Here is a 25,971-nt window from a genome sequence, read left to right on the forward strand (position 1 = left end):
TAGAGGTATGCATGACGCCAACACTTTTCATTACGGGCGCAAACCGGGGCATCGGACTCGCGTTAACAGAGTTGTACCTAGAACACGGCTGGCAAGTAATTGCTTGCTGCCGTTTTCCCGGCTCTGCCCCTCATTTAATGACACTTAAAAACCGCTATACCACGCTCTCAACCCATGCACTCGACGTGACAGACCACGCCGCCGTGCAGCAGCTCGCAACAGAGCTGAGCGACGTCCCCATCCATTTGTTGATCAACAATGCTGGGCTCTATGGTCCCAAAGGCTACGCATTCGGTGAAGTCGACACGGCCACATGGCGCGATGTTTTAGAAGTGAACACTATTGCACCACTCGTCATTGCCGAGCACTTTACGCCACATCTCATCAAGGCTCGTCACAGTGGTCACACACCCATTTTTGCTTTTCTTTCCTCCAAAGTTGGCAGTATGAGCGACAACCAATCAGGGGGCGGTTACATCTATCGAAGTTCGAAAGCAGCGCTGAATGCAGTGATCAAGAGTCTTTCCATCGATCTTCGCGACCAAGGTATTCGTGCGGTTGCGTTGCACCCTGGCTGGGTACAAACACAGATGGGTGGACCCAATGCACTGATTAACGCTCAAGAGTCCGCTCAGGGATTGAAGCAGGTGCTGGATACCCTGACCGATAGCCAAAACGGCAGTTTTATCGATTATCAAGGCAAAGAGATTGGCTGGTAAGGCTTTAGGCGGCGCCAAAGCCGCCTTAGACAATCCCATTAAATCGGGAAGAATGTCATGGATGCCATGCTATGCACGACTTGATTGATATGGCGATTGGTACTGTCGGCGACCATGACCGCCATCATGTCCTGAATGAGGATCATCTGACTAAACAAGCGCTCATAGCTGTAATTAGGCACACCATTTTTACCCACACCGTTACTCAGTAAAAGCAGCTCGCCGTTATCATCTTTCTCGTTGTTCAATAACCAAGCCACTTTTTCGAGATTGCGCGCACAGTTATAAAGCTTTTGCTGATCAATATCGTCAAGCAAGAAAAATTCTAGTTGGTGATTGTAACTCGCACTGATCATGCCGGTAACACCCGCCATCAACGCAAATACCCGGTCGCCTCTAAACTCGCTAGAAAACGCCAGTGGTAACAGCGCAATCCCATCCATGCCACCCAGCTCACGAAAGCCGTTTTCAGGACGTTTCTCAGCCATGAGCTGAGCAACACGCTTTTCGATCGTCATTCCCGGTACTTTTCTAAGCTCTCGCGGATTACGCTTGTAGAGTTTTACGATTAATTGCTCAGTCAGATCGCGAATTTCCGCTATATGGATATCCGTGATCAAATCCATGTCTGACTTAGCGAGATTTTTAATATCGAAGGGTCTGCCCAGTTTTTGCGCACACCCTGTGAGGCTGAGCACCACTAAGCTCATCCATACCCAGCGCATCATAAAAAACATCCTTGCGTTCTTTGTCCGGCGATAGAATACCGATTTAATTTTACACGGTGCGCATCAACAAAAAATCTTGTATGCAATGTCACATTTTGGTGTGTCTTGCAGACCCTGTTGTGATTAAATCATCTAAAAACAACTAACTATCGCAGGCTTTACATAGGCATCCATTAGGCATCCATTGACTATACTAATAGAAATATCAAAACGTAGTATCCCTGATGAAGTACCTACTTTTTGCCGTCCTCGTCGCTATGCAACTGATACATGGGGCGGCGGCCAACACAGAAAAAACACTAACCTATGCGGTCCCACACTGGCCGCCTTGGACAGATACCCAGACCTATCCCTACCAAGGTATTGATGTCGAGATAATCACTGCACTCGCGGACAAGGCAGGATTTAAGATCAACATGCTGAAGTGTTCGTGGAAACGGTGTCTGAAATTGCTCGAACAGGGCGAAGCGGATATTGCGACGAATGTGCTCAGAACGGCGGATCGTGAGGGCTATTTGCATTATTTAACCCCCGCTTACCGCACCAACCTTGATTATGTCATTTACACACACAAGGGGGATATGCGTGCCATAACGACGAAACAGCAGCTCTATCCCCTTCAAATTACGATTGAGCGCGGCGCGCATTTCCCAGACGAGTTCAGTCAAGATAAGAACATTCAGACACGTCCTGTCAGTCAAACCTTGTTTGCGATTAAACAACTCATCAATCAACGCGCCAATGCAGTCATCGGTGAGGAATACCAACTCGATTATTTGGTTAGCCGCCTCGATACCAATCGCGTGCTCGAAAAGCAGCCACTCCTATTTTCTGAGCCGATTAACGCCTACATAGTGCTATCAAAAAAATCTCACCATGCGGAGGCAGTCGCTCAGCTCAGTGACACAATTGCACAGATGATGGATTCTGGGCAGATTGAATCGATGAAGCGTGATTATTTACGTCCTAATGAGTGAGCGTCTTTTGATACATGGTGAGGCAGTCTTCCGCGATCACTTGCTCTTCATCGGTCGGGATCACCCAAATCCCGACTCGACTCGTGGTGCTCGAAATACAAGATTGGTTGGCTTGATTCGCCTCGCCATCTAAATCCACTCCCAGCCACTGGCAATGGGCCGCTACCTGCTCTCGTACTGGCGCGGCGTGCTCGCCAATCCCAGCAGTAAAGACAATATGATCCAACCCACCTAACGCTGCCGATAAACTGCCAATTTCACGCGCAATACGATAGCAATAATGTGTGACCGCTTGCTGCGCTCTGGGTCGGTCACTATTCAGCAAGGCACGCATATCACTGCTAATGCCAGACAAGCCTAGAAGCCCTGACTCCTTGTAGAGTAACGTCGTTACCTCGTCAATCGTCATTCCCTCTTGCGCAATCAAATGTAGCACCAAGCCCGCATCGATTGACCCACAGCGTGTCCCCATCGGTAAGCCTTCCAGCGCTGTGAACCCCATGGTAGAAGCAAGGCTAGTTCCGGCTTGGATAGCACATAAGCTTGCACCATTCCCCAAATGTGCCACAACCACACGCGCGTCATGATTAAAATCAGGGATAATGGTTGGCAAGCGCCGCGTTATATAGTCGTAGGAAAGACCATGAAAGCCGTAACGCTGAAAGCCTCGATCGAACATCGCGTAAGGTAAAGCGAATTGTTTTGCTTCGAGCGGCTGATGAGCATGAAACGCTGTGTCAAAACACGCAATTTGTACCAGTTCAGGCAATCGCTCGCCGAGTATCTTAATCGGGGCAAGACTGTAAGGTTGATGCAAAGGGGCAAGCGGCGTTAACGCTTCCAACAACGCCACTTTATGCTCATCCAGCTGAGTCGCTTGATGAAAGTGCTGACCGCCATGCACGACACGATGCCCAACCGCGACAATATCGTCCAGCAGCCCTTGGCGTTCTAACCAGATAAGTAACGACGCAACGGCAGCATGATGGTCCGGCGCAGAACCCGGGGAGACCGCGCTGATCCCCGACTTATGACGGGTCATGGATACATCATAGCGATCGGTCCCAAGCCCTGAAAACTGCCCCTTTACTAGCGCGTGAACCGATGAACCGGGCCCCGAATCCACGGGGCCCGCTGTATCAAACAATGCAAACTTCAAGCTCGATGAGCCACTATTAATCACTAATATTTTACCCATTGCACCGCCTAGACTCGGGTCTGTAATGTCTTTCTTTGATGCTCAGCCAATAATAAAGCTAACGCACTTGATGCAATTCGCGTGAGTGCATCATCCGCTCGGCTGGTGAGCATAATGGGCACACGTGCGCCCACGACGACACCCGCGCCGGTAGCATCGGCAAGATAGCTCAGCTGTTTCATCAACATATTGGCCGCTTCGAGGTCGGGGGCCACGAGAATGTCGGCACAGCCCGCCACGGTGGAGTGAATATTCTTGGTCGCACGGGACACTTCAGACACCGCACTGTCAAACGCCAGCGGCCCGTCTAATTCGCCCCCAATAATCTGGCCGCGCTCTGCCATCTTGCACAACGCCGCAGCGTCCAGGGTGGAGTTAATTTTCGGGTTAATGGTTTCAACCGCCGAGAGAATGGCCACTTTGGGGTTGGTGTTGCCAATTGCATGGGCTAGCTCAATCGCGTTTTGAATAATATCGCGCTTTTGGGCAAGGCCTGGATAAATATTAATCGCCGCATCGGTAATAAATAGAGGGCGCGGGTAGGTCGGCACATCAAATGCCATCACATGGCTCAGGCAGCGTTCCGTTCTCAGTCCACCTTCACGCTTGACCACTTCATGAAGCAACTCGTCAGTATGCAACGCGCCTTTCATTAGGGCTTCAATTTCACCAGAGCGCGCCATCGCCACAGCTTTTTCGGCTGCTGCATGACTGTGCGGTGCGTCGACAATGTCAAACTCACTGATATCCAGCTCGGCTTTGTCCGCCGCGGCCATGATCTTATCGCGAGGGCCCACCAAGGTAGGAATGATTAATTGCTGTTTTGCTGAAGCCACTGCGCCACGGATAGCACTGTCGTCCACTGGGTGGACGACAGCCGTGCGCATAGGATCCGGATGATCTGCCGCGGTCAAGATAGCGTGCAGTTGTCCGCGTTCCGTTAAACGGATTTCGGGGAGCACAGCTCGCTGGCGCCGGACCTTCTTTGTGGGCGCAAGCACACGTGCCTCGCCATCAATCACTATATCACCACGTTGGTTTTCACATCGGCAAGCGAACACAATGTGGTGACGTTTATCGTCCATTTGATCAACACGAACGGCAACGCGCAGCACGTCTCCCAGCATCACTGGTGCTTTAAATGCCAGTGTTTGGCCAAGATATACGGTCCCCGGCCCCGGCAACTGTGTGCCGAGCACCGTTGAGATCAGTGCACCGCCCCACATCCCATGAGCGATGATCTCTTGGAAACGGCTACTTTTGGCAAAATCATCATCCACATGGGCCGGGTTGACATCCCCTGACATGATGGCAAACAGCTTAATGTCTTCCATGGTCAGGCGCTTTTCTAAAAAGGCTTCATCGCCTACTGAAATCTCATCGTACGTCTTATTCTCGATGACCTCCTCGTTATGTGTCCCTGTCATAGTGGACTCCTTCAATGAATCGAATCAGTCAAATCGTAAACGCTAATTAAAAACGTAAGTGGTGTCCCGCGTCTACGTAATGGGTGAGCCCCGTCAAAGCACGTCCCGCATCTGAGGCAAGGTAAACCACCGCACTCCCTACATCTTGCACCGTGGCTAAACGACGCAATGGTGATCGCGTTTCACCGTCGACGGCTAAGGCCTCGAATTCTTTAAGTCCAGATGCTGCACGGGTACGAATCGGCCCCGGTGAAATGGCGTGGACACGTATGCCCTGCGGCCCCAACTCAGCCGCCAAATAGCGGGTAGCAGACTCTAAGGCAGCTTTTACCGGCCCCATCATGTTGTAGTTATCCACCGCCTTATCGGCCCCATAGTAGGACATATTAAAGAGTGCGCCGCCTTCTGGCATCAAAGGCTCCGCACGCTTCGCCATCCGAATAAATGAGTGACAAGAAATATCCATTGCCAGTGAAAAGCCATCGCGCGAGCAATCCACCACACGACCGTGTAAGTCCTCGAGCGGTGCGAAGGCGATAGAGTGAACCACAAAATCTATCCGCCCCCATTTTTGTTTAGCGCGCTCAAATAAGGCATCGAGTTGGTCATCGTCTTGGACGTCACAAAGCATCAACTCCGGATCCCCCATCTCGCCACGCAAAGGCTCAACGAAACGCTCCGCTTTCGATGTACCATAGCTCACCAGCACTTCTGCGCCGGCTTGCTGCAATGCTTTTGCACAGCCAAACGCGATACTGTTCTCATTGGCAAGCCCAGCAACAATGCCGACTTTACCTTCAAGTGAGAATAGATTGGTCACAGTGTTCTCCCTACCTTTGTGTTGCAAGATTGGTTTAGTGCTCACCCAGTATTGAGTGATTGCACTAAACGGACTGAAAGATTTTATGTCAGTCGCAAGTTTTCAATTTAGACCCAAATCAGGGGATGTAGCAAAAGTCACGAAGGGAATAAGACGCATTTTACGCTAAAAAGGCAGACACCTTTGCTAATTTTTGATGACAAACAAAAACGGCCATGTATTAGAGCAGAGTCAATGCTCTAGTCAGATCAAGGATACACAATAGGCTAAATACAAAAACGCCACCGACAAAGCGGTGGCGTAATAACGATGTGCTTAACAGAATTTAGGCTAGTTCTGCCATCACACATTTTGCGAGATCGGCAGGACGGTAGTAAACCGACTTCATGACCTTACCTTCACGGATTAATTTACCTTCGACCGTGACATCTTTGGCACACTTGGCAATAATGCCATCGGCCTTAGGGCTGGCGACCACATCAATGCCTTTGTTGGCATAAAATGCTTGGGTATCTGCAAATTCACCTTCGTTACGGCATACCTTACTCATGTTGCTGCTGTGCACTTCATCCCAACAGGTCACAAAGTCAATACCGAGACGATTAGCGATTTGCAATAATATATCAATGAGGTAGCTCACCTCTAACTGGTCACGGTATCCGCGTGAGCCCATCTGTACTGCACGGCCCATCAGTACATACACGCTATCAACAATGGCATCTACCTGTTCAACCAATGAGTCCGCTTCCGCGAGCTCTGTCATTTCTTCCACCGCTAACGCCGTGTGCAGATCGTCCGCTTTCTCGTCCAATGACGCAGCATCGTTACAAGGAAGATCAAACGTGTTACGAAACGCTTCGATATCACGATAAAGGTGGTCGTATAGCGCTTGATCAAGAACAGCAAATTTCATTTCTCGGACCCTTTGATAAACAAATACGCATGATAGCCATGCCCGTACACAAGGGGCCATACAATAGCACTGCTTGCGGATGGATAAAATCGCTTGATGGGAAACTTTACGTTCGTCCTCACCTAGCGCACAAAATTCATTCAAGGTTTCGATACGATTGCCGTTAGCTTCTTATAATGGTGACAATCAGGCTTAGGCTTGCAACCTGTTAAAAGGATCTGACGATGAAAAAACTGATGCCGCTTGCCGTGCTATGTACAAGCGCGCTGATCGCAACCAGCGCAACCGCTCAAACCTCTCCGCTTAGCATCGGTGCGAGTGCCAGTACGACGAGTGTAAAATATGCAGGACAGACAGAAACCGGCCATACATGGGAAGCGAACGGCACGCTCAGACTAACGGAGTACAGCAGCTTGTATACCGGGTACGGTCAAACCACCGCAGATTTTGAAGACAGTAATGGAATAGAGAGAACACTAAAGACATCATACATTCCTCTTAGTCTCCAGTTCACCGTACCAGGCGAAATGGGCAGCTTCTATTTGCGTGGTGGTGCCAACTACTACCGTACGGAGTTTGGCAGTGAAAAAGACATTGGCTGGGGAGCGACAGGAACGGTTGGGGTCAAGCTCAATACCACCACTGGGCCAGGGCTAGCCTTCGAACTGACCTATGCCGACCGCGGTGATGCTGAAACCAGTTCAGTGACCGTCGGTACCAGTATTGGCTTTTAAATCATAGTTTCTCACAAGCGGTAGATACGCCGCTTGCGGTGTCTCGACCAAGCATGGCGCTCCGTCGTAGTAATACATGGTGATACCATCGGCGCCGATGTGTACATGCGTCAAACTCACTGTGCTGGCATCCTCCCTGTGCATGCACACTGACGCACGACCACGCTCGGGCAAATGGCTGCGGTGATACGCCAGCAGTTGCTGTTGGGTCGGCACTGTGCCGCCCATTTGCCTTAAATAGTGGGTTCGCATGTTTGTGGTGGTATCAATATCAATCGCAGAGGAAACCACTGGCGGCTGGCAGTCAACACGCCGCAACGTCTGACCGTTCCATCGCCAAGCCCGAGGAACAACCTCCGAGCCGTGTGTCTTATCTGATAGGCCATCGACTGCAAAACCGAGCAGCAAAAAGGGAGCAAAATCGCGCAACGCATCGATTGGCAACGCGTTCGCAATGTCATCCAGATCGGTGCAAACCGCTAACGCTTTGACCAACTGCCCTCGGCTTAATCGTGGCGCAACCGTTTGGGCATGCTGGTAATCATTCAGTAGACAGACAATCACGCCAAACTCGTTGGCTGCAATCCATGTCCCCATACCGTCCGGGTCGATAGGCATCAATACCTGAGTCTGATCCAATTGATAGGTCTTGGGTGGTAGCGCACGACTGCGGCCTCGCGCTTCATCACGATTGAAGAACAGGTCTATCCCATCCTGTGAAGCCTGCCAAGTTAACGTGCACATCGAAGCTGATCTCGCTCGTAACTTGCGGTCGCGGCCGCGACACCTATATGTTCATCCAAAACTTCACCAAGTTCATAGGCAGCACTGCGGATCATAGCAAAATGATGCGTGGCATGACTGGCTACCACAATAAGCTCGCGCATCACTGTGGTAGAAAGGCACACCGTATTGGTGGCATATAAGGTCACTTGGGTAGAAATATGCACGGGGCGATGCAGTTGTTGATGAGAGAGAGACTCTAGCCACTCGGCAAGCCATTGCCACTCTTTGCGTGCCATCTGCCGGTCGTGCTCAACCAGATGCCCACGCCGACGCCTATCGGCATCGATATCACCACAGGCTTCCCCTTGCTTGAGTGCCACATACACATCAAGCGCATGACGCATATGCTGACCGATGGTGCTAGTAAAGCCATCTGCTTTCTTCTGGCTGTACGTGGTATCAGAGAGGCTTTCGAGGAGCTTCAGCGCTTGGCCAATCACGTCTAAGTTGCCGCGAATCACGGCGCGATCTTCTTCGTTAAGAGAACAATGCATACTCATTACCTTAGTACAGTTTGACAGTCAGTGGGATCTGTCATCCTGCGCTGTCCTGATCCCATCCATACCTAGCAGAAGTCATGCCGTTTAATCAGTTTGTGGATAGCGCGTCATCCATTGTCGTTCCTCGCGCCAAGCATTCAGCAGTACCCGTAACGAGGGCGGTGTATAACCTTGCCGCCGCCACGCCGCGCCAATCCGGTAAAGGTGGCGATACTGACTCATCAAGGCACGTACTGCTTCGCAATAACTGCTGTCACTGTCCCAGATATGTACTGGCTCGCTACTGGCACCATTGATTTCCACGATGCACAACGTCTCTCCTTTCATTAGCGACGAAATGTCACGAAACTTGATATCAAAACGGCCAAAGTAAAAACCATCAATGTCGTTGGCAATCTCGTCCATCTTTGCCCGCAGTTCAGGTGTCACATAGTGTGCGCCCTGTTTAAATAGCGCACCTCGACAGTGGCTACCAGAAAATGCCAAGGTCACCCGCTCTCCCTTTGCGATCACCGTATCGAGTCGGTGTTGATGACGAGCATGGTATAAGTGGGCACGTGTACCAATATCAGCATGCTGTTCAATCAGCGTTTTTAGCGTAGACACCCCATCGCCTATTACTGATGGCAAATACTTTAGCCCCAGAGAGATAATCTCACCGGTCGCCTCACCGGGATATCGCAGATAAAAGATCCCCGCCTCGGCAGGATAAGGGGCAAGCGCTTGAAAAATAATCTTACGGTGGGTCGGGAAAGCCTCAATGTAACGATGCAGTTTGCGCTCACTATCGATGTATTGCACACCGGCGCCTCGACACCCTTTATCCGGTTTAGCAACCAATGGAAAACTAATCGCTTGTTGCGCTAGCTTCTGCTGCAGTAACGACAGACTTGTTGAATCCACACCTTCAGGTTTCTGCCAACACACATAAGGGGCGATATATTGGTGCGCCACGTCCCCTGCGAGTGCAAAAATATCTGATTTCGCCTCCCCCACCATGCCAGATAAAAAAATGCCAGGGTTGGCCAATAAAGGGACAGTCATACTGCGGTAGTAGGCTGCAAGTACGATAGATTGCGCGACGACAGGGGTATAAAACGCCCAAGCGGGTAAGAACTCAAACCACCCCGACGTACGTACAACAGGATAATCTGGCATACCCGTTTGTCCGGTCAGTACCGATTTAGACTTGGTCATACTGCCTCTTTGTTAATTTTGGCAATGCTCTGCGGCGTAAAAATCGGTTCACCAGCACCAGTCCAACGACTGCGACTAAAAACGCCCAGCCAGTCAGCTGCCGCTCTGCCAACCAAGGATTATGCTCAATCTCAAATGCTCCCCAGAAGATCAATCCGGTCCAGCACGCTGTCGCTACACCAACCGCGAGGGCAAATATCACTACCGAAATGGAGAGGAAACCACTGAGGCTATAAGCGACGGTCCGTAAACCTGGGATAAAGCGGATTAGGAATAAGTTGAGGAACAGTTGGCGGCGGAGTGCATGGCGCGCTCTTCTTACCCCTTTTTGCGTCAGTAAGCGAGCCCGTAAACCTCGATACCGCCGCGCATAAAGACCCAGTAAGTACAAAGCCATATCACCGCTGGCAATGCCAATAAAGATTGCCAATAACGCAGACGGCCACGGCAGCAAGCTCTGTACCGCAATATATGCCGCCAACGCGATAGCAGCGTCTTCTAGTAAGTATGACGTGGCAATAATAAGAAAAAATAAACCCAGCGGCGACCATGTCGCCAAACTGGGTATCAAACTCTCGATCATCGGCGAACTCCTCTCTATTAAACATAGACAGCAGATAGACACGCTCGCCGACAAATGATTAGAAAAACGTGATTACATACCGCCTGCAACATCAAAGAGGCTGCCAGTTGAGTATGAGGCGCTGTCCGACAACAGCCAGGCAATCATCTCGGCCACTTCCAATGTTGAGCCCCCTCGCCCCAATGGAATATTGTCCGCGACGCGGGCGACGCGATCAGGCTCACCACCGGCAGCATGCATATTGGTATCAATCGGACCCGGGCGCACAGCATTAACACGAATACCTTCGCGTCCAACCTCTTTCGCCAAGCCAATGGTTAACGTATCGAGTGCAGCTTTCGTCGCCGCGTAATCAACATACTCGTTTGGCGAGCCAGTTTTTACCGCAGCAGACGATACATTAACAATCGCCCCGCCACGTCCGCCACGCGATTGCGACATACGCAAGACGGCTTCACGGCAACACAAAAACGCACTGGTCACGTTGGCCTGAAACATCGCGTTGATGCGCGCCGCATCCATCCCACTGACCGAAGACTGAGGCTGCATAATACCCGCGTTATTGACCAGCGCTGTGACATTACCTAAGCGGTTATCCGCTTCGCTGAACAAACGTGTTACGCCTTCCTCGGTCGAGACATCGGCTTGAACCGCAATTGCGTTTACACCAATGGCTTGGAGTTCATCAACCAACTCAAATGCAGATTCACTGTTGCTTAGATAGTTAATACAGATGGCATAGCCACGCTGTGCTAACAACTTTGCGGTCTCTCGGCCGATGCCGCCGCTTGCCCCGGTTACAATCGCAACTGGATTCATTGCTACTCCTTTTCGCTTAATCCGCAGACACAGGCGGATGATACCCCATTCTCACCGCTCCCCAGTGTCGACCACCGACAAAAAGAGGAACAGACAAATCATGCATCACTTCACCTGTGTCACGTTTATAGGTCTGCAACAGCATGGTATCAGTATGTTGCCCACAACGCCTACCTGTTCGGTCGTCAAATAAGCGTTTTGTACGGTTACCGGCGATATCTTGCGCATAATCACCGGTAAGAGGCTGACAAAATCGCTGATTATGTGTAGGTACATAGCCATTGGTATCATTCGCAATCACATAAACAATGTGGTCATCTTGCTCTAAAATCGGCTCTTGAATGGGGGGTAAGAGGCGATCACAAAAGGCATCAAAACGCGTGGTATATTTTTGCGGATCCGTATTGGCAATGGGTTGATACTGACGGTCGAACAGATCGGATTGGCTAATCGTGCCACTGCGAACCGCCTCCTCAAAGGCCTCTTGAATACGATCACGACATGCACAGGCGGCAGCGAAGAAACGCTGGTGAGGGCTGGCATCCGATAATTCTGCAAATACTGCATTGGTCATCTCGGCAGTATCCATCAAGCTCTCCGCTTCTTTGGTCAATGCACTCACTTGCTGATCACTACTCTCCAATCCGCTTCGCACTTGCGTGAGTGATGCAGCGATTTGCTCTAAGCTAGCACTGTTAGCGCTCGATCCCTCAGCAATTTGTTTCACCGCCTCTTCTACAGTATCGGCACTGCTAGAAAGCTGCTGTAATAGCTGACCCACCTTTTCGACATTACTGGTTCCGGTATCCACATCTGTCGAGAGCGCTTGGATGTACTCCATCACCTCACCAGACTCTGTCATGATCTGACGAATGATACTCGCCACTTCTGTAGTACTTTCAGAGGTGCGTTGCGCAAGCTGGCGGACCTCATCGGCGACTACGGCGAAGCCTCGCCCCTGCTCACCGGCACGTGCGGCTTCGATGGCTGCATTGAGCGCCAACAGATTGGTCTGCTCTGCAATTGCATCAATGACGTTGGCGACATCACTGACCTTATTCACGTTGGCATCTAACGCTTGAATGCGAGTAAGTGTGGTCGCTGTTTTTTGGTTGATTTGGCGCATTTCATCAATCGACGCGCTCAACTGATGGTATCCCTGCAAGCTTTGCTCACGCATTGCGCTAACTTGTTCCACCGCATCGGTTTGCGCTTGGCAATTTTGTGCTAAGGTTTGCTCGATATGCTGTGCTGTATCAGTAATTTCCACCACAGCCGCGTACTGCTCCGCGAGGTGGGTATTGAGAATATCAACCGAATGCGACACTTCCGCCGCTGCCATCGCATTGGTCGTGGCACGATTGGCTAAACGTCCGATGGTTTCCACCGGTAAGGCATGCGTTTCAGGCTCATTCTCCTTATCCGTTGCCTTTTGGCCATGCCGTCTTTCCAACCAAACCACCAGCATGCTGAGTAATGTTTGTAACCCCAAGGCAATGAGCATTATTGCGGTGGAGATTGGCGCCATTAGCCAGAGTCCAAACGCAATGATCACCGTTATCATTGCCATCGGGACGATCATCTTTATCAGCGGAACTGTTTCCTTGTTTGTCATTCGTCACCTATCCCTGTTCAGTCACTTGCCATCTGTGGCTATGCTTGTATTGACATGACTAACACATCGCCACTCTGCCTTGCTTTATTTTTGTACACAATTTCATACTAATTACATGCTTTTTTGGCAAAGTCGGTGAATGAGATCAAATTTAGACCAAAGCCGTATAGGCCAAAATCGCTGAGTCCTTACTACAATTCGAAAAACCTTGTGTTCCCATCTTAATCACGTAAAAGTGGGCTAAGCTGACCATAGGTTGTTGTTATTAACGAGAGACTCATGATTTTTAGTCGGCGAGTACGCCATTCCACCCATGCATTTTTGGCGCTTGCAGTCACTGGCTTTACCCTCGTGTGGTTTTCACTTGCCGTCCTCCCCGACAGCGAGCAATTCGCCATCATCTGGTACGCCTCCGCAGCCGGTGCTTTTGCGCTTACTTGCTTTCCTCGCTATGCATGGCCGATTGGCCTGCTTGGCTTTATCGTTGGCATTTATTATGCCGATACCTTGATGGGCATCCCCCCGTCACTCAGTATCGGTCTTGCCTTAATTAACGGTTCGACTGCCTTACTGGGCTGTTTTCTATACCGCACCATGCGGGTGCGCTTTGGTAATGCCTTGGAAGGCATGTGGCCGTTTATTCGCGGTATCGGACCCACTATCGTGCTGTCACCATTGCTCGGTGCAGTTTTAGGTGCCAGCGTACTCTCCTTTCATGACGCGATGCATGTCGACTACGCCTTGGGACGCTGGTATCTAAGCGAATTGATCGGCTTTGTTGCCCTCTTTCCACTCTTGTTAGTGATCAATGCCGAACGCCGTTCTAAACGACAAAATGCACTGATTGTTCACACATCACCCAGCTATTTATTAGCCAGCTGTGTGGCCTTATTCGCACTGATCACTGCGGTGCTCTACGCTATTCCTTATCCATTTATCGCATTGACTGGGCTCTTTTTCCTCGCCGCCACCTTACAAAGCCGCTTAATTGGCCTGAGTACGATTGCGTTGGCGGTATTGAGCTTTGATGTGCTGAGTGCAATGGGGGTATTGACCTTTCACCTAGAAAGTAGCTACCAAGCCTCCATCCCCATGCTGGCCACTGCTGCGACCACGCTAGTCATTGGCGTATGTATGACTCAACTGGCTTATAGCTATCGCCAGCATCAACGCCAACATACTCAGCAACACTCCTTATTGACTCAGGCCATGCACAATTCATTAATTGGGATGGCGATACTCGATTCGCGCGGCTATATCCAAGATATCAACCAAAGCCTTGCAACTTTTTGGGGCTACCGACAGCCCAAGCTACGCGGCGTCCATGTTTCTCGCTTTACCCGAGAGGAAGATCAAGATGAGTTGAAGGCCTATTTTAACGATCTGATCATCGGGAATATTGATAATAAGCGGATGGAAAAGCGCTTTGTCCGCAGCGATGGTTATGTTGTTTGGGGACGGCTCTCTGTTACTGCGGTACGTGACAAACACGCCGGGCATGTTACCCATCTGATCAGCCAAGTCGAAGATATCAACCAACTCAAAGCGGCACAACGTGAACAAAAACGTTGGCTCGCGCGCTGGCGGTTTGCACTTGATATCAACAAGCTCGCGGTATTCGAATTAAACACCCAAACAAGTTTACTGATCTTTTCTGATTGGTCTGCGCCCTTACTCGGCATTCAAGCCAAGAAGATTCGCACCTATCAAGCTTGGCTCGCACGGATTCATCCCGAAGACCGCCCTGCGCTTGAACAAGCCATGAAGCTGCTTGTTGATGGCCATACTGAACGTGTCATTGAAGTATTTCGTTTTCAAAACGCATCAGGTGAGTATCGTTATCTTCGCCAATCTTCCGCACGCCAAGACGATGACGCCCAAACTGTGCTCAGTACTGCGATTGATATTACCGAGCAGTACTTAGCAAATGTGCAAAACGATACGCTACGACGACGGCTAGAAGCCGCCACACAAGCGGCTAACATCGGGATTTGGGAATATCACGTTCAAGAAGATCGCCTCGAGTGGGATTCACAGATGTATCAGCTCTATGACATACCGACAGGCGCCGGTTGCGAAACACTCGCCACCTGGCAACAACATATTCATGGTGACGACTTTCCACGCGTTCAGGATGAACTCACGCAAGCCTTAGCCAATATGGCACAGCTTGATACGCAATTTCGTATCATCGATCGGCAAGGGCACACGCGGTATTTGCGTGCCTTAGCGACGACGCAATTTGATGATAACGGCCAACCCATCCGCATGATTGGTGCCAATTGGGATAATACCGAAATTAATGAACTGAACGCGACGCTTGCCACCGAGCGTGAACAACTCAATGTGGTAATGAATTCTATTAATGATGGCGTAATCACCTTGGATGAGAAAGGCCATTTGGTCTATCTCAATAATACCGCCCTAAAACTTGCCAATTATCGTGAGCAGGCCCCGATTGGCCAATCGGTCGATGATGTATTTTATCTTTTCCATCATGGAGAGCCAGTTCGCTTGTCGTACCTCAGTGAACAACAGCTCAACACGCATTTCGAAACCCATATTCAAGATGCCTATCGGCTCGTGCTCAATGATGTCAAACAAGTGTATGTTTCTGTCGCCATCTCTCCTTTGTTAGGCGATAACGAGCAACAATCACATCGTGGTTATGTGGTGGTATTGAGAGATGTCTCAGAGCAGCACGCCTTAATGGCACAGCTCGATTACAATGCCAACCACGATCCTTTGACACAACTGCCCAATAGACGCGCATTTGAAACCTTCATGGAACAGCACCTCGTGCAAGCGCGAGAGCTGGATATACCCTCCGTATTAGCGTTTATCGATCTCGATTTATTTAAGATCATTAACGACTCGGTGGGTCACCACGCTGGGGATGAAGTGTTGTGCCAAGTATCCCAAGCCTTAGCCGATAACATTCGCAGTGACGATGCGGTCGCACGCCTAGGCGGGGATGAGTTTGCGGTACTGCTGACCAATTGCAATCTGCATGATGCTAAACGCACGATCAAAGCGCTTATCCATCGCTTAGAACAATTATCTTTCCCTTATGGGGAACGTATTTTCTCTATCAGTGCCAGTGTTGGACTTGTCAATGTCACCGATAATGCTCTGTCCCTTTCCGATTTGATGAGTCGCGCGGATGTGGCGATGTACTCAGCCAAATCCACAGGTCGCGGTCAGATCGTGGAATACGATGATATTTCAGGCTCGGCACAAGGACGGCATAATGATATGCAAATGGTCGGTAAAATCACCCGAGCGTTGGCCGAAGACCGATTCACACTTTATGGTCAGCAAGTTGCGCCGGTTGAAGGACCGACAGTCGAACACTGGTACGAGTTATTGGTCCGTATGGTGGACACCGATGGCAGCATTGTGAGCCCCGGAGAGTTTATTCCCGCCGCAGAAGCTTTTGGTCATATCCGCGATATTGATGAGTGGGTGGCGAACTATGTCCTGACTACTCGCGCACAAGAGTTGGCGGATTCTGGGTTAAGATTCAATATTAACCTGTCCGCCCATTCGATCAGTGACCCCAACTTCCAGGCCCGACTCAAACAATTGGTCGCCGAGTCTGTCTTCCCCACCGACAGGCTATGTTTTGAGATCACGGAATCGGCACTGATCAGCCACCTTAACTCCGCCATTTCTTTCGTTGACGAGCTACGTGCCTATGGCGCCCATGTGGCGCTTGACGATTTCGGCTCAGGACTATGCTCCTTCCACTATCTCAAATTGTTTAATGTCGATGTGGTCAAAGTTGATGGTCAATTTGTGGCAAACTTGGCTGATAAGGAAAATAAAATAGATCGCGTGATTATCGAATCCATCGTCAATATCTGTAATACCATGCAGTATAAAACCGTGGCTGAATGGGTCTCTGATGAAGAAAAACTCGCTTTGGTCAAAGACATTGGTATCGATTATGTTCAGGGATTCTTAATCGATCATCCCACGCCACTCGATACATTACTTGCCAAAAAAGCATTGAAGAAACAAAAAGATGTTTGATGGGGTTGCGTGATGCCGAAAAGATAGGCAATTTAAGCTTTTTTGCTTGGACTGCCTGTTATGAATCAATACACGCTTGCGGGGTGTGGAGCGATCCTGCTGTGGAGCAGCAATGTCGCCCTGATTCGCCACGTGACCGAACTGCTTGGCCCTTTGGGTGGCGCTGCTGCCATTTACTCTATCGCAGCGCTCTGCTTAGTACTTTTTGTCGGGACACCTAAACTCAGTGACTTTCCGCGTCGCTACCTGATTGTTGGCGGCGTGTTATTCGTGGTCTACGAGTTATGCCTTTCGTTGTCGTTAGCGTGGGCCAATACGCGGACACAAGCGATCGAAATGGGCGTGATTAACTATTTGTGGCCATGTCTAACCGTGTTTTTTTCCGTGCTCATCACGCGTCAAAAAGTCAGTCTTTGGCTTTACCCTGCCTTGATGGTCGCCTTTTTAGGCGTCGTTTGGACCGTCGGTGGCAAACAGGGGGTGTCTTGGCAACATTTAGTCGCCAATATTCACTCTAATCCATTGAGCTACACACTGGCGTTCAGTGGTGCCATCATTTGGGCCATATACTGTAATCTGACTCGCATGAGTGCGCAGGGAAAAAATGGCATCACTTGGTTCTTTATCGCCACCGCCATCACACTCTGGATCGGTTTCGCGCTCTCCGACGCGCCAGCACTTTCCGCTTCTTGGTCAGACGTCGGTTATGTCCTATTGGCCGGTGCGGCAATGGGGGGCGGTTACGGATTATGGAACCTTGGCATCCTTAAGGGCAACTTGGTGTTTTTGGCGACCTTGTCTTATTTCATCCCGATTTTATCGACATTTTTGTCCGCCATTCTTTTGTCGACCGAACTAACGCTCACCTTCTGGCAAGGAGTGGCGATGGTGACGCTTGGCTCACTGGCCAGTTGGTGGCTGACTCGTGCACCAACCCGCCATAACACACCAAGTACCGCAAAATCGCACTAGTCACACGGTAGTCTCCAGTCGCGTTCGTGACTGGAGACCGTTTACTGAGCCAGCGCCAACGCCGGTGTCGGGGCGCCGTAATAAAGGCAAATACGTTGACCATTGATGTCTTTCACATCAAATTCAATCTCATAAATGCTTTCCATCACCGGCTTCGTTACCACCTCGTTCACCGAACCACTGGCAACCACTTCACCGTTTTTCATCGCAACCATATTGTCGGCGTAACATGCGCTAAAGTTGATGTCATGCATCACCACCACCACGGCTTTATTATGGCGGTGCGCCAAGTCACGCACCGTCTGCATAATGGCCACAGAGTGGCGAATGTCGAGGTTATTTAACGGCTCATCCAAAAAGATGTAGTCGGTATTTTGCGCTACAACCATCGCAATGAAGGCCATCTGGCGCTGGCCCCCACTCAGCTCATCGATAAAGCGGTCTTGAAGCTCCTCCAAACCAAGCTGCGCGATGGCATCATCAATGATCCGATTATCGTCGCCACTTAAACGGCCTTTTGAGTGAGGAAAGCGACCAAACGCGACCAATTCACGAATGCGAAAGCGCATATTGATATTATTGGACTGGCGCAACACCGCAAGACGTTTCGCCAATGCTTCATTGCTCCACTCGGCCAACGGCTTTTCACCAATTAAAACCTGCCCCGCATCACTGTCAGTCAGTCGACTGGCCATCGATAACAAGGTACTTTTCCCTGCGCCATTGGGCCCTATGATTGCAGTCACTTTTCCCGGTGGAAACAGCACGCTGGCTTGGTCAACCACCTTGGTTTGCCCATAGGATTTAGAGAGTTCGATCAGTTCAATCATAATGGTTAAAACTTATTTTTAGTCAGCAGGTACAGGAAGTAACTCCCGCCAACAAAGTTGATAATGACACTGACAGTGGTTTCAAAACCAAACCACTGCTCGACAACAAACTGACCGGTTAGCAACAAGAACACGGCCAAAATGCTGGTAGCGATAATCAAAAAGCGGTGCTGATAGCTGATGAACATTTGTCGCGCGAGGCTAACCACAATCAAGCCAAAGAACAGCACTGGGCCGACAAGCGCCGTTGATACTGCAATCATCACCGCGATAATCATCATCACTTTAAGAGTAAGATGGCGAATATCGACGCCAAGACTAATCGCGTTGTCTTCTCCTAGCCAGCACACGTCCAATTGATTGGCATAGCGATAAAGCGCGAGCAAGCACAATGCGAGCACCGGAACACACATGTACACCAAATCACGGTTCGCATTGTTAAAGCTTGCGAACATCGCATCTTGCAGCACCGCAAACTCACTCGGGTCGACCAGCAAGGTAAAAAACTGACTGATGCTGCCAAACACACTCCCCAGCACGATACCAATCAAGAGTAAGGTGTAAATGTTCGCGCGTCGGCGTCGAAAATACAGCGTAAATAAAACCGTGGCGCTAATCGTCATTAAGATCACGCATACCACAAAATTTAAATACGGATTAATCAGCAATACGCTGGATGCGCCAAATACCACCAGCAAGGTTGTTTGCAACAACATGTACAAGCTATCGAAGCCAAGAATCGACGGTGTAAGAATGCGATTATTGGTAATGGTTTGGAACACTAACGATGACGCCGAAATAGCCACTGCTGCGAGGGCGATCGCCAATACTTTCGGGGTACGACGCGAGAGAAAATAGGCGTAGTTATCCGCTGTAAGGCCATGACCCAGAAAGTATCCAGCGACGGCCAACGTACCGAGGAAGACAAGAGAGAGTTTAACCACATCACGCATTGGCTTTATCCCTCATGACTAAATAAATAAAGACCGCGCCCCCAAGAATGGAAATGATCATTGCGATCGGCACTTCGTAAGGGAAAATCAACACTCGACCTAAAATGTCACAGCTCAACACCAGCACAACGCCCCAGAATGCAGTCCATGGCAGATTGCGTTTAATGTTATCGCCCATAAATAAGGACACTACGTTGGGAACAATCAGGCCCAAGAAAGGGATGACCCCTACGATCATCACCACGGCCGAAGACAAAAGCGCCACGACCATCACGCCGAACAGCACCACTTTTTGGTAGTCCAAGCCAATATTTTTAGCAAAGCTTTCGCCAATACTGGCGGCGCTGAATTGACTAGCATAGGCGTAAGCAATGGCACAAACAGGCACAGCGACAAACAAGATTTCGTAGTTACCCGACAGCACGGACGAAAAGTTAGCGACCGTCCATGCCTGCAAGGTCTGAATCAGGTCGTATTTGTAAGCAAGAAACTGAGTGAGCGAAGACACCACGTTGCCGTACATGATGCCAATCAGTGGTACCAGTACCGTGTTTTTGAATTTGAGGCGCTGCAGAAAACGAACGAATAACCATGTGCCCGCCATGGCAGTCCCGACAATCATGGCCAAGTCCAACCACTGGCTCGCGCCGGCAAAGACCACCAGCGTCAACACATAACCCAGTAGCGCACAATCAATGGTGCCAGTAGTATCAGGTGAGGCAAATCGGTTTTGACAAATCTGCTGCATGATTAAGCCGGCAACACTGAGGCCGGCACCCGCCAAACAGATGGCCAATAATCGCGGAATTCGACTGGTGGTAAAAATGGTCCACGCTTGCGCATCGCCTGCGAGTAGATTTTCAATCGATACGTGCGCCACCCCTATCGAAATCGATAACAGCGCGAGAATCACGAGTACGGGTATAGAGAGGTATTTCACAACACAACTACCGTTGAGACGCTTACAATCACAAAGACCCGGGGAATGCCCGGGTCAATATTAGCCAGTTATTTGGCGGTTAAAGAACGCGATTTACATCGTCGATCATCTTATCCATCGCCGTCATGCCCGCCATGGTGATGTACCACGCCGTTGGGTCTAGATAGCTAATACGGTTGTTCTGATGGGCTGGCGTTTTGTTAACCAGTGGGTTATCAAAGCGCGCTTTCGCTTTACCCACACCTTCCCCGATGGCTTGCTCACGATCTAGCACAAGAAGTACATCTGGGTTGGCATCGGCAATATACTCGAAAGAAATCAAGTTGCCATGAGAGCCGGCGACCTCGACATCGTCGCTTTTCGCAGGTTTTAGGCCGAGCTCATCAAACACCATACCAAAGCGGCTTTTCTCGCCGAACATTGCCACTTTGCTACCGTTGCTCATCACCATCAACGCATTAAAGTTATCCGCAGCGGCTTTGTTACGTGTGCTAGCAATTTTGGCATCCATCTTTGCGATGATTGCTTCCACTTTGTCTTGTTTGTCGAAGACTTGACCTAGCATACGCCAGTTTTTCTGCACGCTCTGCCAGTATTGGTTGTAGTCTGCTTGGAACATAATCGTCGGGGCGATTTCTTCCAACTCTTTCATCAGGGAGGCCATACGTGCTTCAGCAATAATCAGGTCCGGCTTGGCCATGAAAATAGCCTCATAGTCCGGCTCTTTTACCGTACCCACGGCGACGTACTTTTCATCTTGGTACTTGTCCGCAAGATAGTCGGGCATCAGTGACTTGACCACACCCACAGGCTCAACACCAATACGATCTAACACGTCTAAGCTACCTTGGCCCAACACGACCACACGTTGTGGCACACCATCTATCTCGATTGTACCCATCGCATGCTCAATGGTTTTTGCCGCGACTTGGCTACCAAATAGTAAAGATGTCGTTAAGATAACAAGTTGAAAAATTGAACGAAAAGCTCGCATCGCTAGTTCCTCATCAAGGTTGATGGCAGCATGCTAGCGCAATTAAAAAACGAAGTCACGAATAGAAGTGAGAATCGTTCATATTTATAATTATATTGATATTGCGCAAGATAAGAGACATCAATCTGTGTTTGCTATCCGAGCAGCGATCAACAGCAAAAGTGACTCAGTGACGGCTGATGCCTACCTTGATCTGGCGCAAAAGAACTGTTTTTGTTTGCGCCACTATCCCCTCACACACCATCAAAAAGGCCTACGTGATCACACGCCATGCTCTGAATGACCAAAAAGCAAGCGATTGCATCGACACAATCAACATATTTGGTAACCATTAGGGGGTATTCGCGGTAATATGCAGATAGTTGTGATCGGGATCGCGCGTTACTAGGGCGTTGTTACATACACTGAGTCCATCTCATCCGGCGCCAGAGCAAAGACAATAAAGACAGTTAGAACTGTCGCAAAATCGGCACCGACATGAGCTTGACTGCATCTAATAAGTTGTTTGAGGGTTACAATGAACGAGATTTTACTTGCGGTCGTCGCTGGTGCCATCGTTGGCTTTTTCTTCAGCGCGATCAAGCTACCACTGCCTGCTCCCCCAGTACTATCGGGGATCATGGGCATTGTTGGTATCTACCTTGGCGGCATGGCCTATCAGGCCGTGATCGAACGCTTTTTCTCTTAACTTAAGATAATTGGAGCACATTATGGCTACCCCACATATCAATGCCGCAGATGGCGCCTTTGCTGAAACCGTCCTGATGCCAGGTGATCCACTTCGTGCGCAATACATTGCCGAGAACTTCTTGGAAAACGCAGAGCGTGTCACTGACGTACGTAACATGTTTGGCTACACCGGTACCTATAAAGGGAAAAAAGTGTCAGTGATGGGCCACGGTATGGGTATTCCATCTTGCTCAATCTACGTGCATGAGCTGATCAAAGACTACGGCGTGAAGAATATCATTCGCGTTGGTAGCTGTGGTGCTGTGAAAGACGATGTAAAACTGATGGATGTGATTGTTGCACAAGGTGCATCAACCGACTCTAAAGTGAACCGCACGCGTTTCGCGAACCACGATTTTGCTGCGATCTCTGACTTCCATCTGCTGGAAACGGCAGTAGGTGAAGCGCGCAAACAAAACGTTTCTGTTCGTGTGGGTAACGTCTTCTCTGCAGACTTGTTCTACAGCCCTGAAGCGGATCTGTTCAACACCATGGACAAGCTTGGCATCCTTGCGGTTGATATGGAAGCGGCCGGCATCTACGGTGTGGCCGCTGAACTGGGCGCGCGCGCACTGACCATTTTGACTGTGTCTGACCACATCATCCGTGGTGAAGCCTTGAGCTCAGACGAGCGTCAGAAATCATTTAACGAAATGATGACTGTATCGCTTGAAACAGCGATCAACCTGTAAGTGTTGATCGGAGGAAACGTGTCTAGCGGCAAACTGCCCCCAGCGGCCGGTGACTTGCAGCTGAACTTTTGTAAAACGCTCACTTGCCCAAATTTTGGGTCCACTGATGAGCAGCATTACTTGGTTCAGCACACCAATCCGGCACGCCCAACCTTGGTATGCCGTGAGTGTGGTGCGTTTCCTCCATTGCTCAACAACCACCAAGTGCATGCAGAGCTGATCACTCAGCGACAACTGCATGCCGATGGTTTATGCGCCTGCACCAACCCAGATTGCGAACATCTGGGCAAACCCGTACTCACCCACCGAGCCTGCTACCATGCGTTTGGCTACAGCGGTGACAAACAGCGCTATCGCTGTAAAGGGTGTCAAAGCACCTTCGTCGATCGCTGGTCGGGGGTGAATAAAAAAAGTGAGTTACAGCAAAAGTTGTTGGCCTACCTGTTCACAGGCCACACGGTGCGAGAGATTTGCCGCCGTCTAACGCTGAACCCCAAGACCTTTTACGATCATCTCAACCATATTGCCGCTCGCTGTCGGCAAAAACTTGCGGCTTATGATACGCGCTTTTTGGGCGAAACCACCCAAGGCCACCTTGCTAGCGTACACGCACCTTTGCAGCCACACAGTCAAAATGGCGTGCAATGGCTCGCCACGGGGGAAGCACATAGCGGTTATGTGCTGCTGCAAGACGTGAATTATCATTCGTACGATCACCCAGTGGTCAATGCTCAGCACGATCCCTATCAAGATCATTGTCGATTTATCGCCAGTGCGCCTGATGTCGACCGAAGCGAAACACTCGCGACGCCCGAGGGATTACTCGGTCGCGTGGATGCAAAATATCGCGCGGTTTTCGCTCGCTCGAATGTGGAAGACCCTTATACCCAGCCACTGCATTTTATCTATCCCAACCGTGGCACCTTGATACGTCCACAGTACACAACCTATGCACACTACCTAAATCTCAAGCCCTTATTGGCGCATTGGCAAAACATTGTGGTGTTTTCACCGCAAGAGCCTTTGCTTCGCTCTGCCTGCTTATCCGTCTTTGAAGCTGACATTCGGGATAAACGCGTCAGTCACGTATACGTTGAACAGGACGCATACTGGCAACCCGGCGCAGAGCCTGAGAAAATTGATATCGTATTACTCAGTTGGTGGCGCGATCGCTGGGCGTTTACGCGCAGTGGTGAAGGCACAAAAGCCATTTGCGATCATGGCCAAGCAAAAGGCAAAGAAGCGTACTGGTTAACCCATGCTAGCTGCGATGCATTGAAGAAATATCAGCAACATTTTCATCAGCAATTTGCGCTGTTAGTCAATGAGCCTCGTCGACGCTTACGTCCCGGCGGCCTGCTTCCCCTGCTTGATATTTACCGCGCGTGGCACAACTTGTGTTGGCAAGACAAGCAGCACCAAACACCGGCTCAGCACCTTGGTTTGACCGACCGGCCGCTAACATTGGCTGATCTGCTCCTTTAACCGCGGCTTCCTTTCCATTCCCTTGATAAATCACGCGGTGTGACTTGACGCGTATCACTTTTTGTTGCCTAAATAAGACTGTGGTTTCTTTACAGGGTGTTTTATTTGGATATTCAACTTCTTCGTACCTTTATCGAGGTCAGTAAAACACGTCATTTTGGCCACGCGGCCGATAACCTCTATTTGACGCAATCGGCAGTCAGTTTTCGAATTCGTCAGCTCGAAACCCAACTCGGTGCCCCTTTATTCATTCGTCAACGCGGGAATGTTCGACTCACAAGTGCCGGAGAACGCATGCTGCCTTATGCGGAAACCTTGCTACAAACATGGCAACGTGCTCAGCAAGATGTCACCTTGACGCAAGCCGCCAACGAGCAGCTCACTATTGGCGCCTCCCCAACGCTTTGGGAACTAGAAGGGGTCAGTGACTGGATTAATCGTATATGTGCCAATCAACCTGATTGGGTGATCCGCGCTGAAGCTACGCCTCGACAAATGCTGGCGCGTCAATTGATTGAAAAGCGCATTGATGCCGGTCTGACGTCTGAATTACCCAAACTCGAAGGATTGCACTCCCATCACCTCGGCGATTATCAATTGCAATTGGTCAGCCACCTGCCCGATGTGACCATGGCAGATATCCAAGACTTAGCGATCGTCTATTTGGATTGGGGAACCCGCTTTGCTGTCGAGCAAAGTCGTATTGAGGCATTGCAACGTCCACCCGTCCTCCATACCCAATCGTGTCACCTTGCGCTTAATTATTTACTCACCCACGGCGGCGTTGCATTTCTACCGTCTCTGGCTATTCAGCCATACATCGACCGTGGACAACTGCATCTGGTAGGCACCAGCCCAGCATTGGTTCATCAGCTTTATCTTGTCTGGTTAGATGGCAGCGATAAGTCACATTTAATCAATGAGTTACAAAGCTCTACTGGCCAGCTTGTCCCAGAGTAAAAAAAACACGTTTGCAATGATAATTTCACTAGTCGGCGGTGAATTTTTGGGCTATCTTAACCTTTAAGGGTGACGCGCTCGTTGCCTGAATATCCGGCTGCAAACACAGCCACGTAAATACATTAGCGTTAGGAAAGCACCACCATGGCACAGTGGGATCAATGGTTAAAACATGGCTCTCAACACAAAGAGAAGTTCAAGTCCCGACACCACGACTATTTTGATGACGAGGCACCACGCGGTAAAAAAGGTAAGAAACGTCAACAGAACAAGTCGCGCCGTCAACAACACGATGATGGCTTTTTCGGAGATGACCGTTGACAAACAGTCGCTAGCCCCCAATCAGATTGCAAGACACGGTGGCC

Annotated in this window: 25 protein-coding genes; 10 read left to right on the forward strand and 15 right to left on the reverse strand. The window is 50.0% G+C overall.

Features of this window, described 5'->3' with window-relative positions; genetic code table 11:
• Positions 1 to 11: 11 nt before the first annotated feature.
• Entirely contained in the window at positions 12 to 719 is a 708-nt protein-coding gene (locus tag BGK46_RS01505; RefSeq protein WP_069586794.1) for an SDR family oxidoreductase, read from the forward strand.
• A gap of 38 nt (positions 720 to 757) precedes the next feature.
• On the opposite strand, the gene BGK46_RS01510 is transcribed toward BGK46_RS01505, so the two are convergent.
• Entirely contained in the window at positions 758 to 1,447 is a 690-nt protein-coding gene (locus BGK46_RS01510) for a hypothetical protein (protein WP_069586795.1), read from the reverse strand.
• Positions 1,448 to 1,671: 224 nt separating this feature from the next.
• Between BGK46_RS01510 and BGK46_RS01515 the strand changes: the two genes are divergently transcribed.
• Positions 1,672 to 2,424, forward strand: coding sequence for a substrate-binding periplasmic protein (locus tag BGK46_RS01515; protein ID WP_069586711.1), 753 nt, complete (start codon positions 1,672 to 1,674; stop codon positions 2,422 to 2,424).
• On the opposite strand, the gene BGK46_RS01520 is transcribed toward BGK46_RS01515, so the two are convergent.
• From BGK46_RS01520 to BGK46_RS01535, 4 genes are all read right to left on the reverse strand, one after another.
• Complete coding sequence (locus BGK46_RS01520) at positions 2,414 to 3,622, reverse strand: acetate/propionate family kinase (protein ID WP_069586712.1); 1,209 nt, start codon at positions 3,620 to 3,622, stop codon at positions 2,414 to 2,416. The two genes, BGK46_RS01515 and BGK46_RS01520, sit on opposite strands and share 11 nt — an antisense overlap.
• Before the next feature lie 8 nt (positions 3,623 to 3,630).
• Positions 3,631 to 5,049 carry a bifunctional enoyl-CoA hydratase/phosphate acetyltransferase gene (locus BGK46_RS01525; RefSeq protein WP_069586713.1) on the reverse strand — a complete coding sequence of 473 codons (1,419 nt, stop codon included), beginning with the start codon at positions 5,047 to 5,049 and terminating at the stop codon, positions 3,631 to 3,633.
• A 46-nt stretch (positions 5,050 to 5,095) separates the two neighbouring features.
• On the reverse strand, positions 5,096 to 5,869 hold the full coding sequence (fabI, locus tag BGK46_RS01530; RefSeq protein WP_069586714.1) for an enoyl-ACP reductase FabI: 774 nt from the start codon (positions 5,867 to 5,869) through the stop codon (positions 5,096 to 5,098).
• Positions 5,870 to 6,194: 325 nt separating this feature from the next.
• Positions 6,195 to 6,782, reverse strand: coding sequence for a nucleoside triphosphate pyrophosphohydrolase family protein (locus BGK46_RS01535; RefSeq protein ID WP_069586715.1), 588 nt, complete (start codon positions 6,780 to 6,782; stop codon positions 6,195 to 6,197).
• Positions 6,783 to 7,006: 224 nt separating this feature from the next.
• Here BGK46_RS01535 and BGK46_RS01540 point away from each other — a divergent pair, with 224 nt between their 5' ends.
• Complete coding sequence (locus tag BGK46_RS01540; RefSeq protein ID WP_084781183.1) at positions 7,007 to 7,516, forward strand: outer membrane beta-barrel protein; 510 nt, start codon at positions 7,007 to 7,009, stop codon at positions 7,514 to 7,516.
• Here the strand turns inward: BGK46_RS01540 and BGK46_RS01545 are convergent.
• The 6 genes from BGK46_RS01545 to BGK46_RS01570 all read right to left on the reverse strand — a co-directional run bounded on the left by BGK46_RS01545 (position 7,484) and on the right by BGK46_RS01570 (position 12,971).
• Positions 7,484 to 8,260 (reverse strand): NRDE family protein, encoded by a 777-nt coding sequence (locus BGK46_RS01545; protein WP_069586717.1) that lies wholly within the window; start codon positions 8,258 to 8,260, stop codon positions 7,484 to 7,486. The genes BGK46_RS01540 and BGK46_RS01545 overlap by 33 nt on opposite strands.
• Positions 8,248 to 8,796, reverse strand: a complete 549-nt coding sequence (locus BGK46_RS01550; protein ID WP_077454887.1) for a hypothetical protein — start codon at positions 8,794 to 8,796, stop codon at positions 8,248 to 8,250. Before BGK46_RS01550 ends, BGK46_RS01545 begins: the two co-directional genes overlap by 13 nt.
• Before the next feature lie 90 nt (positions 8,797 to 8,886).
• The gene (locus tag BGK46_RS01555) at positions 8,887 to 9,999 is read right to left on the reverse strand and encodes a hypothetical protein (RefSeq protein WP_069586719.1); all 1,113 of its coding nucleotides are present in this window, start codon (positions 9,997 to 9,999) and stop codon (positions 8,887 to 8,889) included.
• Entirely contained in the window at positions 9,986 to 10,582 is a 597-nt protein-coding gene (locus BGK46_RS01560; protein WP_069586720.1) for a DedA family protein, read from the reverse strand. Before BGK46_RS01560 ends, BGK46_RS01555 begins: the two co-directional genes overlap by 14 nt.
• A 72-nt stretch (positions 10,583 to 10,654) precedes the next feature.
• Positions 10,655 to 11,401 (reverse strand): SDR family oxidoreductase, encoded by a 747-nt coding sequence (locus BGK46_RS01565; RefSeq protein ID WP_069586721.1) that lies wholly within the window; start codon positions 11,399 to 11,401, stop codon positions 10,655 to 10,657.
• A gap of 16 nt (positions 11,402 to 11,417) precedes the next feature.
• Positions 11,418 to 12,971 (reverse strand): methyl-accepting chemotaxis protein, encoded by a 1,554-nt coding sequence (locus BGK46_RS01570; RefSeq protein WP_175418620.1) that lies wholly within the window; start codon positions 12,969 to 12,971, stop codon positions 11,418 to 11,420.
• 324 nt (positions 12,972 to 13,295) lie between these two features.
• Between BGK46_RS01570 and BGK46_RS01575 the strand changes: the two genes are divergently transcribed.
• Both BGK46_RS01575 and yddG read left to right on the forward strand, forming a co-directional pair.
• Positions 13,296 to 17,051 (forward strand): EAL domain-containing protein, encoded by a 3,756-nt coding sequence (locus BGK46_RS01575; protein ID WP_069586722.1) that lies wholly within the window; start codon positions 13,296 to 13,298, stop codon positions 17,049 to 17,051.
• 60 nt (positions 17,052 to 17,111) lie between these two features.
• Positions 17,112 to 18,023, forward strand: a complete 912-nt coding sequence (gene yddG / locus BGK46_RS01580) for an aromatic amino acid DMT transporter YddG (protein ID WP_069586723.1) — start codon at positions 17,112 to 17,114, stop codon at positions 18,021 to 18,023.
• Positions 18,024 to 18,064: 41 nt separating this feature from the next.
• Here the strand turns inward: yddG and BGK46_RS01585 are convergent, their stop codons facing one another.
• The 4 genes from BGK46_RS01585 to BGK46_RS01600 form a co-directional block, all read right to left on the reverse strand.
• Complete coding sequence (locus tag BGK46_RS01585; RefSeq protein WP_069586724.1) at positions 18,065 to 18,853, reverse strand: ABC transporter ATP-binding protein; 789 nt, start codon at positions 18,851 to 18,853, stop codon at positions 18,065 to 18,067.
• Between the two features lie 5 nt (positions 18,854 to 18,858).
• A complete protein-coding gene (locus BGK46_RS01590; protein WP_069586725.1) occupies positions 18,859 to 19,806 on the reverse strand; it encodes an iron chelate uptake ABC transporter family permease subunit in 948 nt (315 codons plus the stop codon).
• A complete protein-coding gene (locus tag BGK46_RS01595) occupies positions 19,799 to 20,746 on the reverse strand; it encodes an ABC transporter permease (RefSeq protein ID WP_069586726.1) in 948 nt (315 codons plus the stop codon). Before BGK46_RS01595 ends, BGK46_RS01590 begins: the two co-directional genes overlap by 8 nt.
• 79 nt (positions 20,747 to 20,825) lie before the next feature.
• Positions 20,826 to 21,740: a siderophore ABC transporter substrate-binding protein gene (locus BGK46_RS01600; protein WP_205907452.1), complete on the reverse strand. Its 915-nt coding sequence runs from the start codon at positions 21,738 to 21,740 to the stop codon at positions 20,826 to 20,828.
• 517 nt (positions 21,741 to 22,257) lie between these two features.
• Between BGK46_RS01600 and BGK46_RS01610 the strand changes: the two genes are divergently transcribed.
• From BGK46_RS01610 to BGK46_RS17535, 5 genes are all read left to right on the forward strand, one after another.
• Positions 22,258 to 22,428, forward strand: coding sequence for a XapX domain-containing protein (locus BGK46_RS01610; protein WP_069586728.1), 171 nt, complete (start codon positions 22,258 to 22,260; stop codon positions 22,426 to 22,428).
• A 22-nt stretch (positions 22,429 to 22,450) separates the two neighbouring features.
• Positions 22,451 to 23,161 (forward strand): purine-nucleoside phosphorylase, encoded by a 711-nt coding sequence (deoD, locus tag BGK46_RS01615; protein WP_069586729.1) that lies wholly within the window; start codon positions 22,451 to 22,453, stop codon positions 23,159 to 23,161.
• Between the two features lie 18 nt (positions 23,162 to 23,179).
• Positions 23,180 to 24,646 carry a lactate dehydrogenase gene (locus BGK46_RS01620; RefSeq protein WP_069586798.1) on the forward strand — a complete coding sequence of 489 codons (1,467 nt, stop codon included), beginning with the start codon at positions 23,180 to 23,182 and terminating at the stop codon, positions 24,644 to 24,646.
• 105 nt (positions 24,647 to 24,751) lie between these two features.
• Positions 24,752 to 25,606, forward strand: coding sequence for an HTH-type transcriptional regulator HdfR (gene hdfR / locus BGK46_RS01625; RefSeq protein WP_069586730.1), 855 nt, complete (start codon positions 24,752 to 24,754; stop codon positions 25,604 to 25,606).
• 144 nt (positions 25,607 to 25,750) lie between these two features.
• Positions 25,751 to 25,927, forward strand: coding sequence for a hypothetical protein (locus BGK46_RS17535; RefSeq protein ID WP_157893189.1), 177 nt, complete (start codon positions 25,751 to 25,753; stop codon positions 25,925 to 25,927).
• The last annotated feature ends 44 nt before the right edge of the window (positions 25,928 to 25,971 follow it).

This window comes from Salinivibrio sp. SS2 (assembly GCF_001722075.1).
Lineage (GTDB): Bacteria > Pseudomonadota > Gammaproteobacteria > Enterobacterales > Vibrionaceae > Salinivibrio > Salinivibrio proteolyticus.

Bases quoted from the DNA above. Each gene is read 5' to 3' on its own strand.
- BGK46_RS01505 (WP_069586794.1), top strand. From the start codon at position 12: ATGACGCCAACACTTTTCATTACGGGCGCAAACCGGGGCATCGGACTC.
- BGK46_RS01510 (WP_069586795.1), bottom strand. From the start codon at position 1,447: ATGATGCGCTGGGTATGGATGAGCTTAGTGGTGCTCAGCCTCACAGGG.
- BGK46_RS01515 (WP_069586711.1), top strand. From the start codon at position 1,672: ATGAAGTACCTACTTTTTGCCGTCCTCGTCGCTATGCAACTGATACAT.
- BGK46_RS01520 (WP_069586712.1), bottom strand. From the start codon at position 3,622: ATGGGTAAAATATTAGTGATTAATAGTGGCTCATCGAGCTTGAAGTTT.
- BGK46_RS01525 (WP_069586713.1), bottom strand. From the start codon at position 5,049: ATGACAGGGACACATAACGAGGAGGTCATCGAGAATAAGACGTACGAT.
- BGK46_RS01535 (WP_069586715.1), bottom strand. From the start codon at position 6,782: ATGAAATTTGCTGTTCTTGATCAAGCGCTATACGACCACCTTTATCGT.
- BGK46_RS01540 (WP_084781183.1), top strand. From the start codon at position 7,007: ATGAAAAAACTGATGCCGCTTGCCGTGCTATGTACAAGCGCGCTGATC.
- BGK46_RS01545 (WP_069586717.1), bottom strand. From the start codon at position 8,260: ATGTGCACGTTAACTTGGCAGGCTTCACAGGATGGGATAGACCTGTTC.
- BGK46_RS01550 (WP_077454887.1), bottom strand. From the start codon at position 8,796: ATGCATTGTTCTCTTAACGAAGAAGATCGCGCCGTGATTCGCGGCAAC.
- BGK46_RS01555 (WP_069586719.1), bottom strand. From the start codon at position 9,999: ATGACCAAGTCTAAATCGGTACTGACCGGACAAACGGGTATGCCAGAT.
- BGK46_RS01560 (WP_069586720.1), bottom strand. From the start codon at position 10,582: ATGATCGAGAGTTTGATACCCAGTTTGGCGACATGGTCGCCGCTGGGT.
- BGK46_RS01565 (WP_069586721.1), bottom strand. From the start codon at position 11,401: ATGAATCCAGTTGCGATTGTAACCGGGGCAAGCGGCGGCATCGGCCGA.
- BGK46_RS01570 (WP_175418620.1), bottom strand. From the start codon at position 12,971: ATGGCAATGATAACGGTGATCATTGCGTTTGGACTCTGGCTAATGGCG.
- BGK46_RS01575 (WP_069586722.1), top strand. From the start codon at position 13,296: ATGATTTTTAGTCGGCGAGTACGCCATTCCACCCATGCATTTTTGGCG.
- yddG (WP_069586723.1), top strand. From the start codon at position 17,112: ATGAATCAATACACGCTTGCGGGGTGTGGAGCGATCCTGCTGTGGAGC.
- BGK46_RS01585 (WP_069586724.1), bottom strand. From the start codon at position 18,853: ATGATTGAACTGATCGAACTCTCTAAATCCTATGGGCAAACCAAGGTG.
- BGK46_RS01590 (WP_069586725.1), bottom strand. From the start codon at position 19,806: ATGCGTGATGTGGTTAAACTCTCTCTTGTCTTCCTCGGTACGTTGGCC.
- BGK46_RS01600 (WP_205907452.1), bottom strand. From the start codon at position 21,740: ATGCGAGCTTTTCGTTCAATTTTTCAACTTGTTATCTTAACGACATCT.
- BGK46_RS01610 (WP_069586728.1), top strand. From the start codon at position 22,258: ATGAACGAGATTTTACTTGCGGTCGTCGCTGGTGCCATCGTTGGCTTT.
- deoD (WP_069586729.1), top strand. From the start codon at position 22,451: ATGGCTACCCCACATATCAATGCCGCAGATGGCGCCTTTGCTGAAACC.
- BGK46_RS17535 (WP_157893189.1), top strand. From the start codon at position 25,751: ATGGCACAGTGGGATCAATGGTTAAAACATGGCTCTCAACACAAAGAG.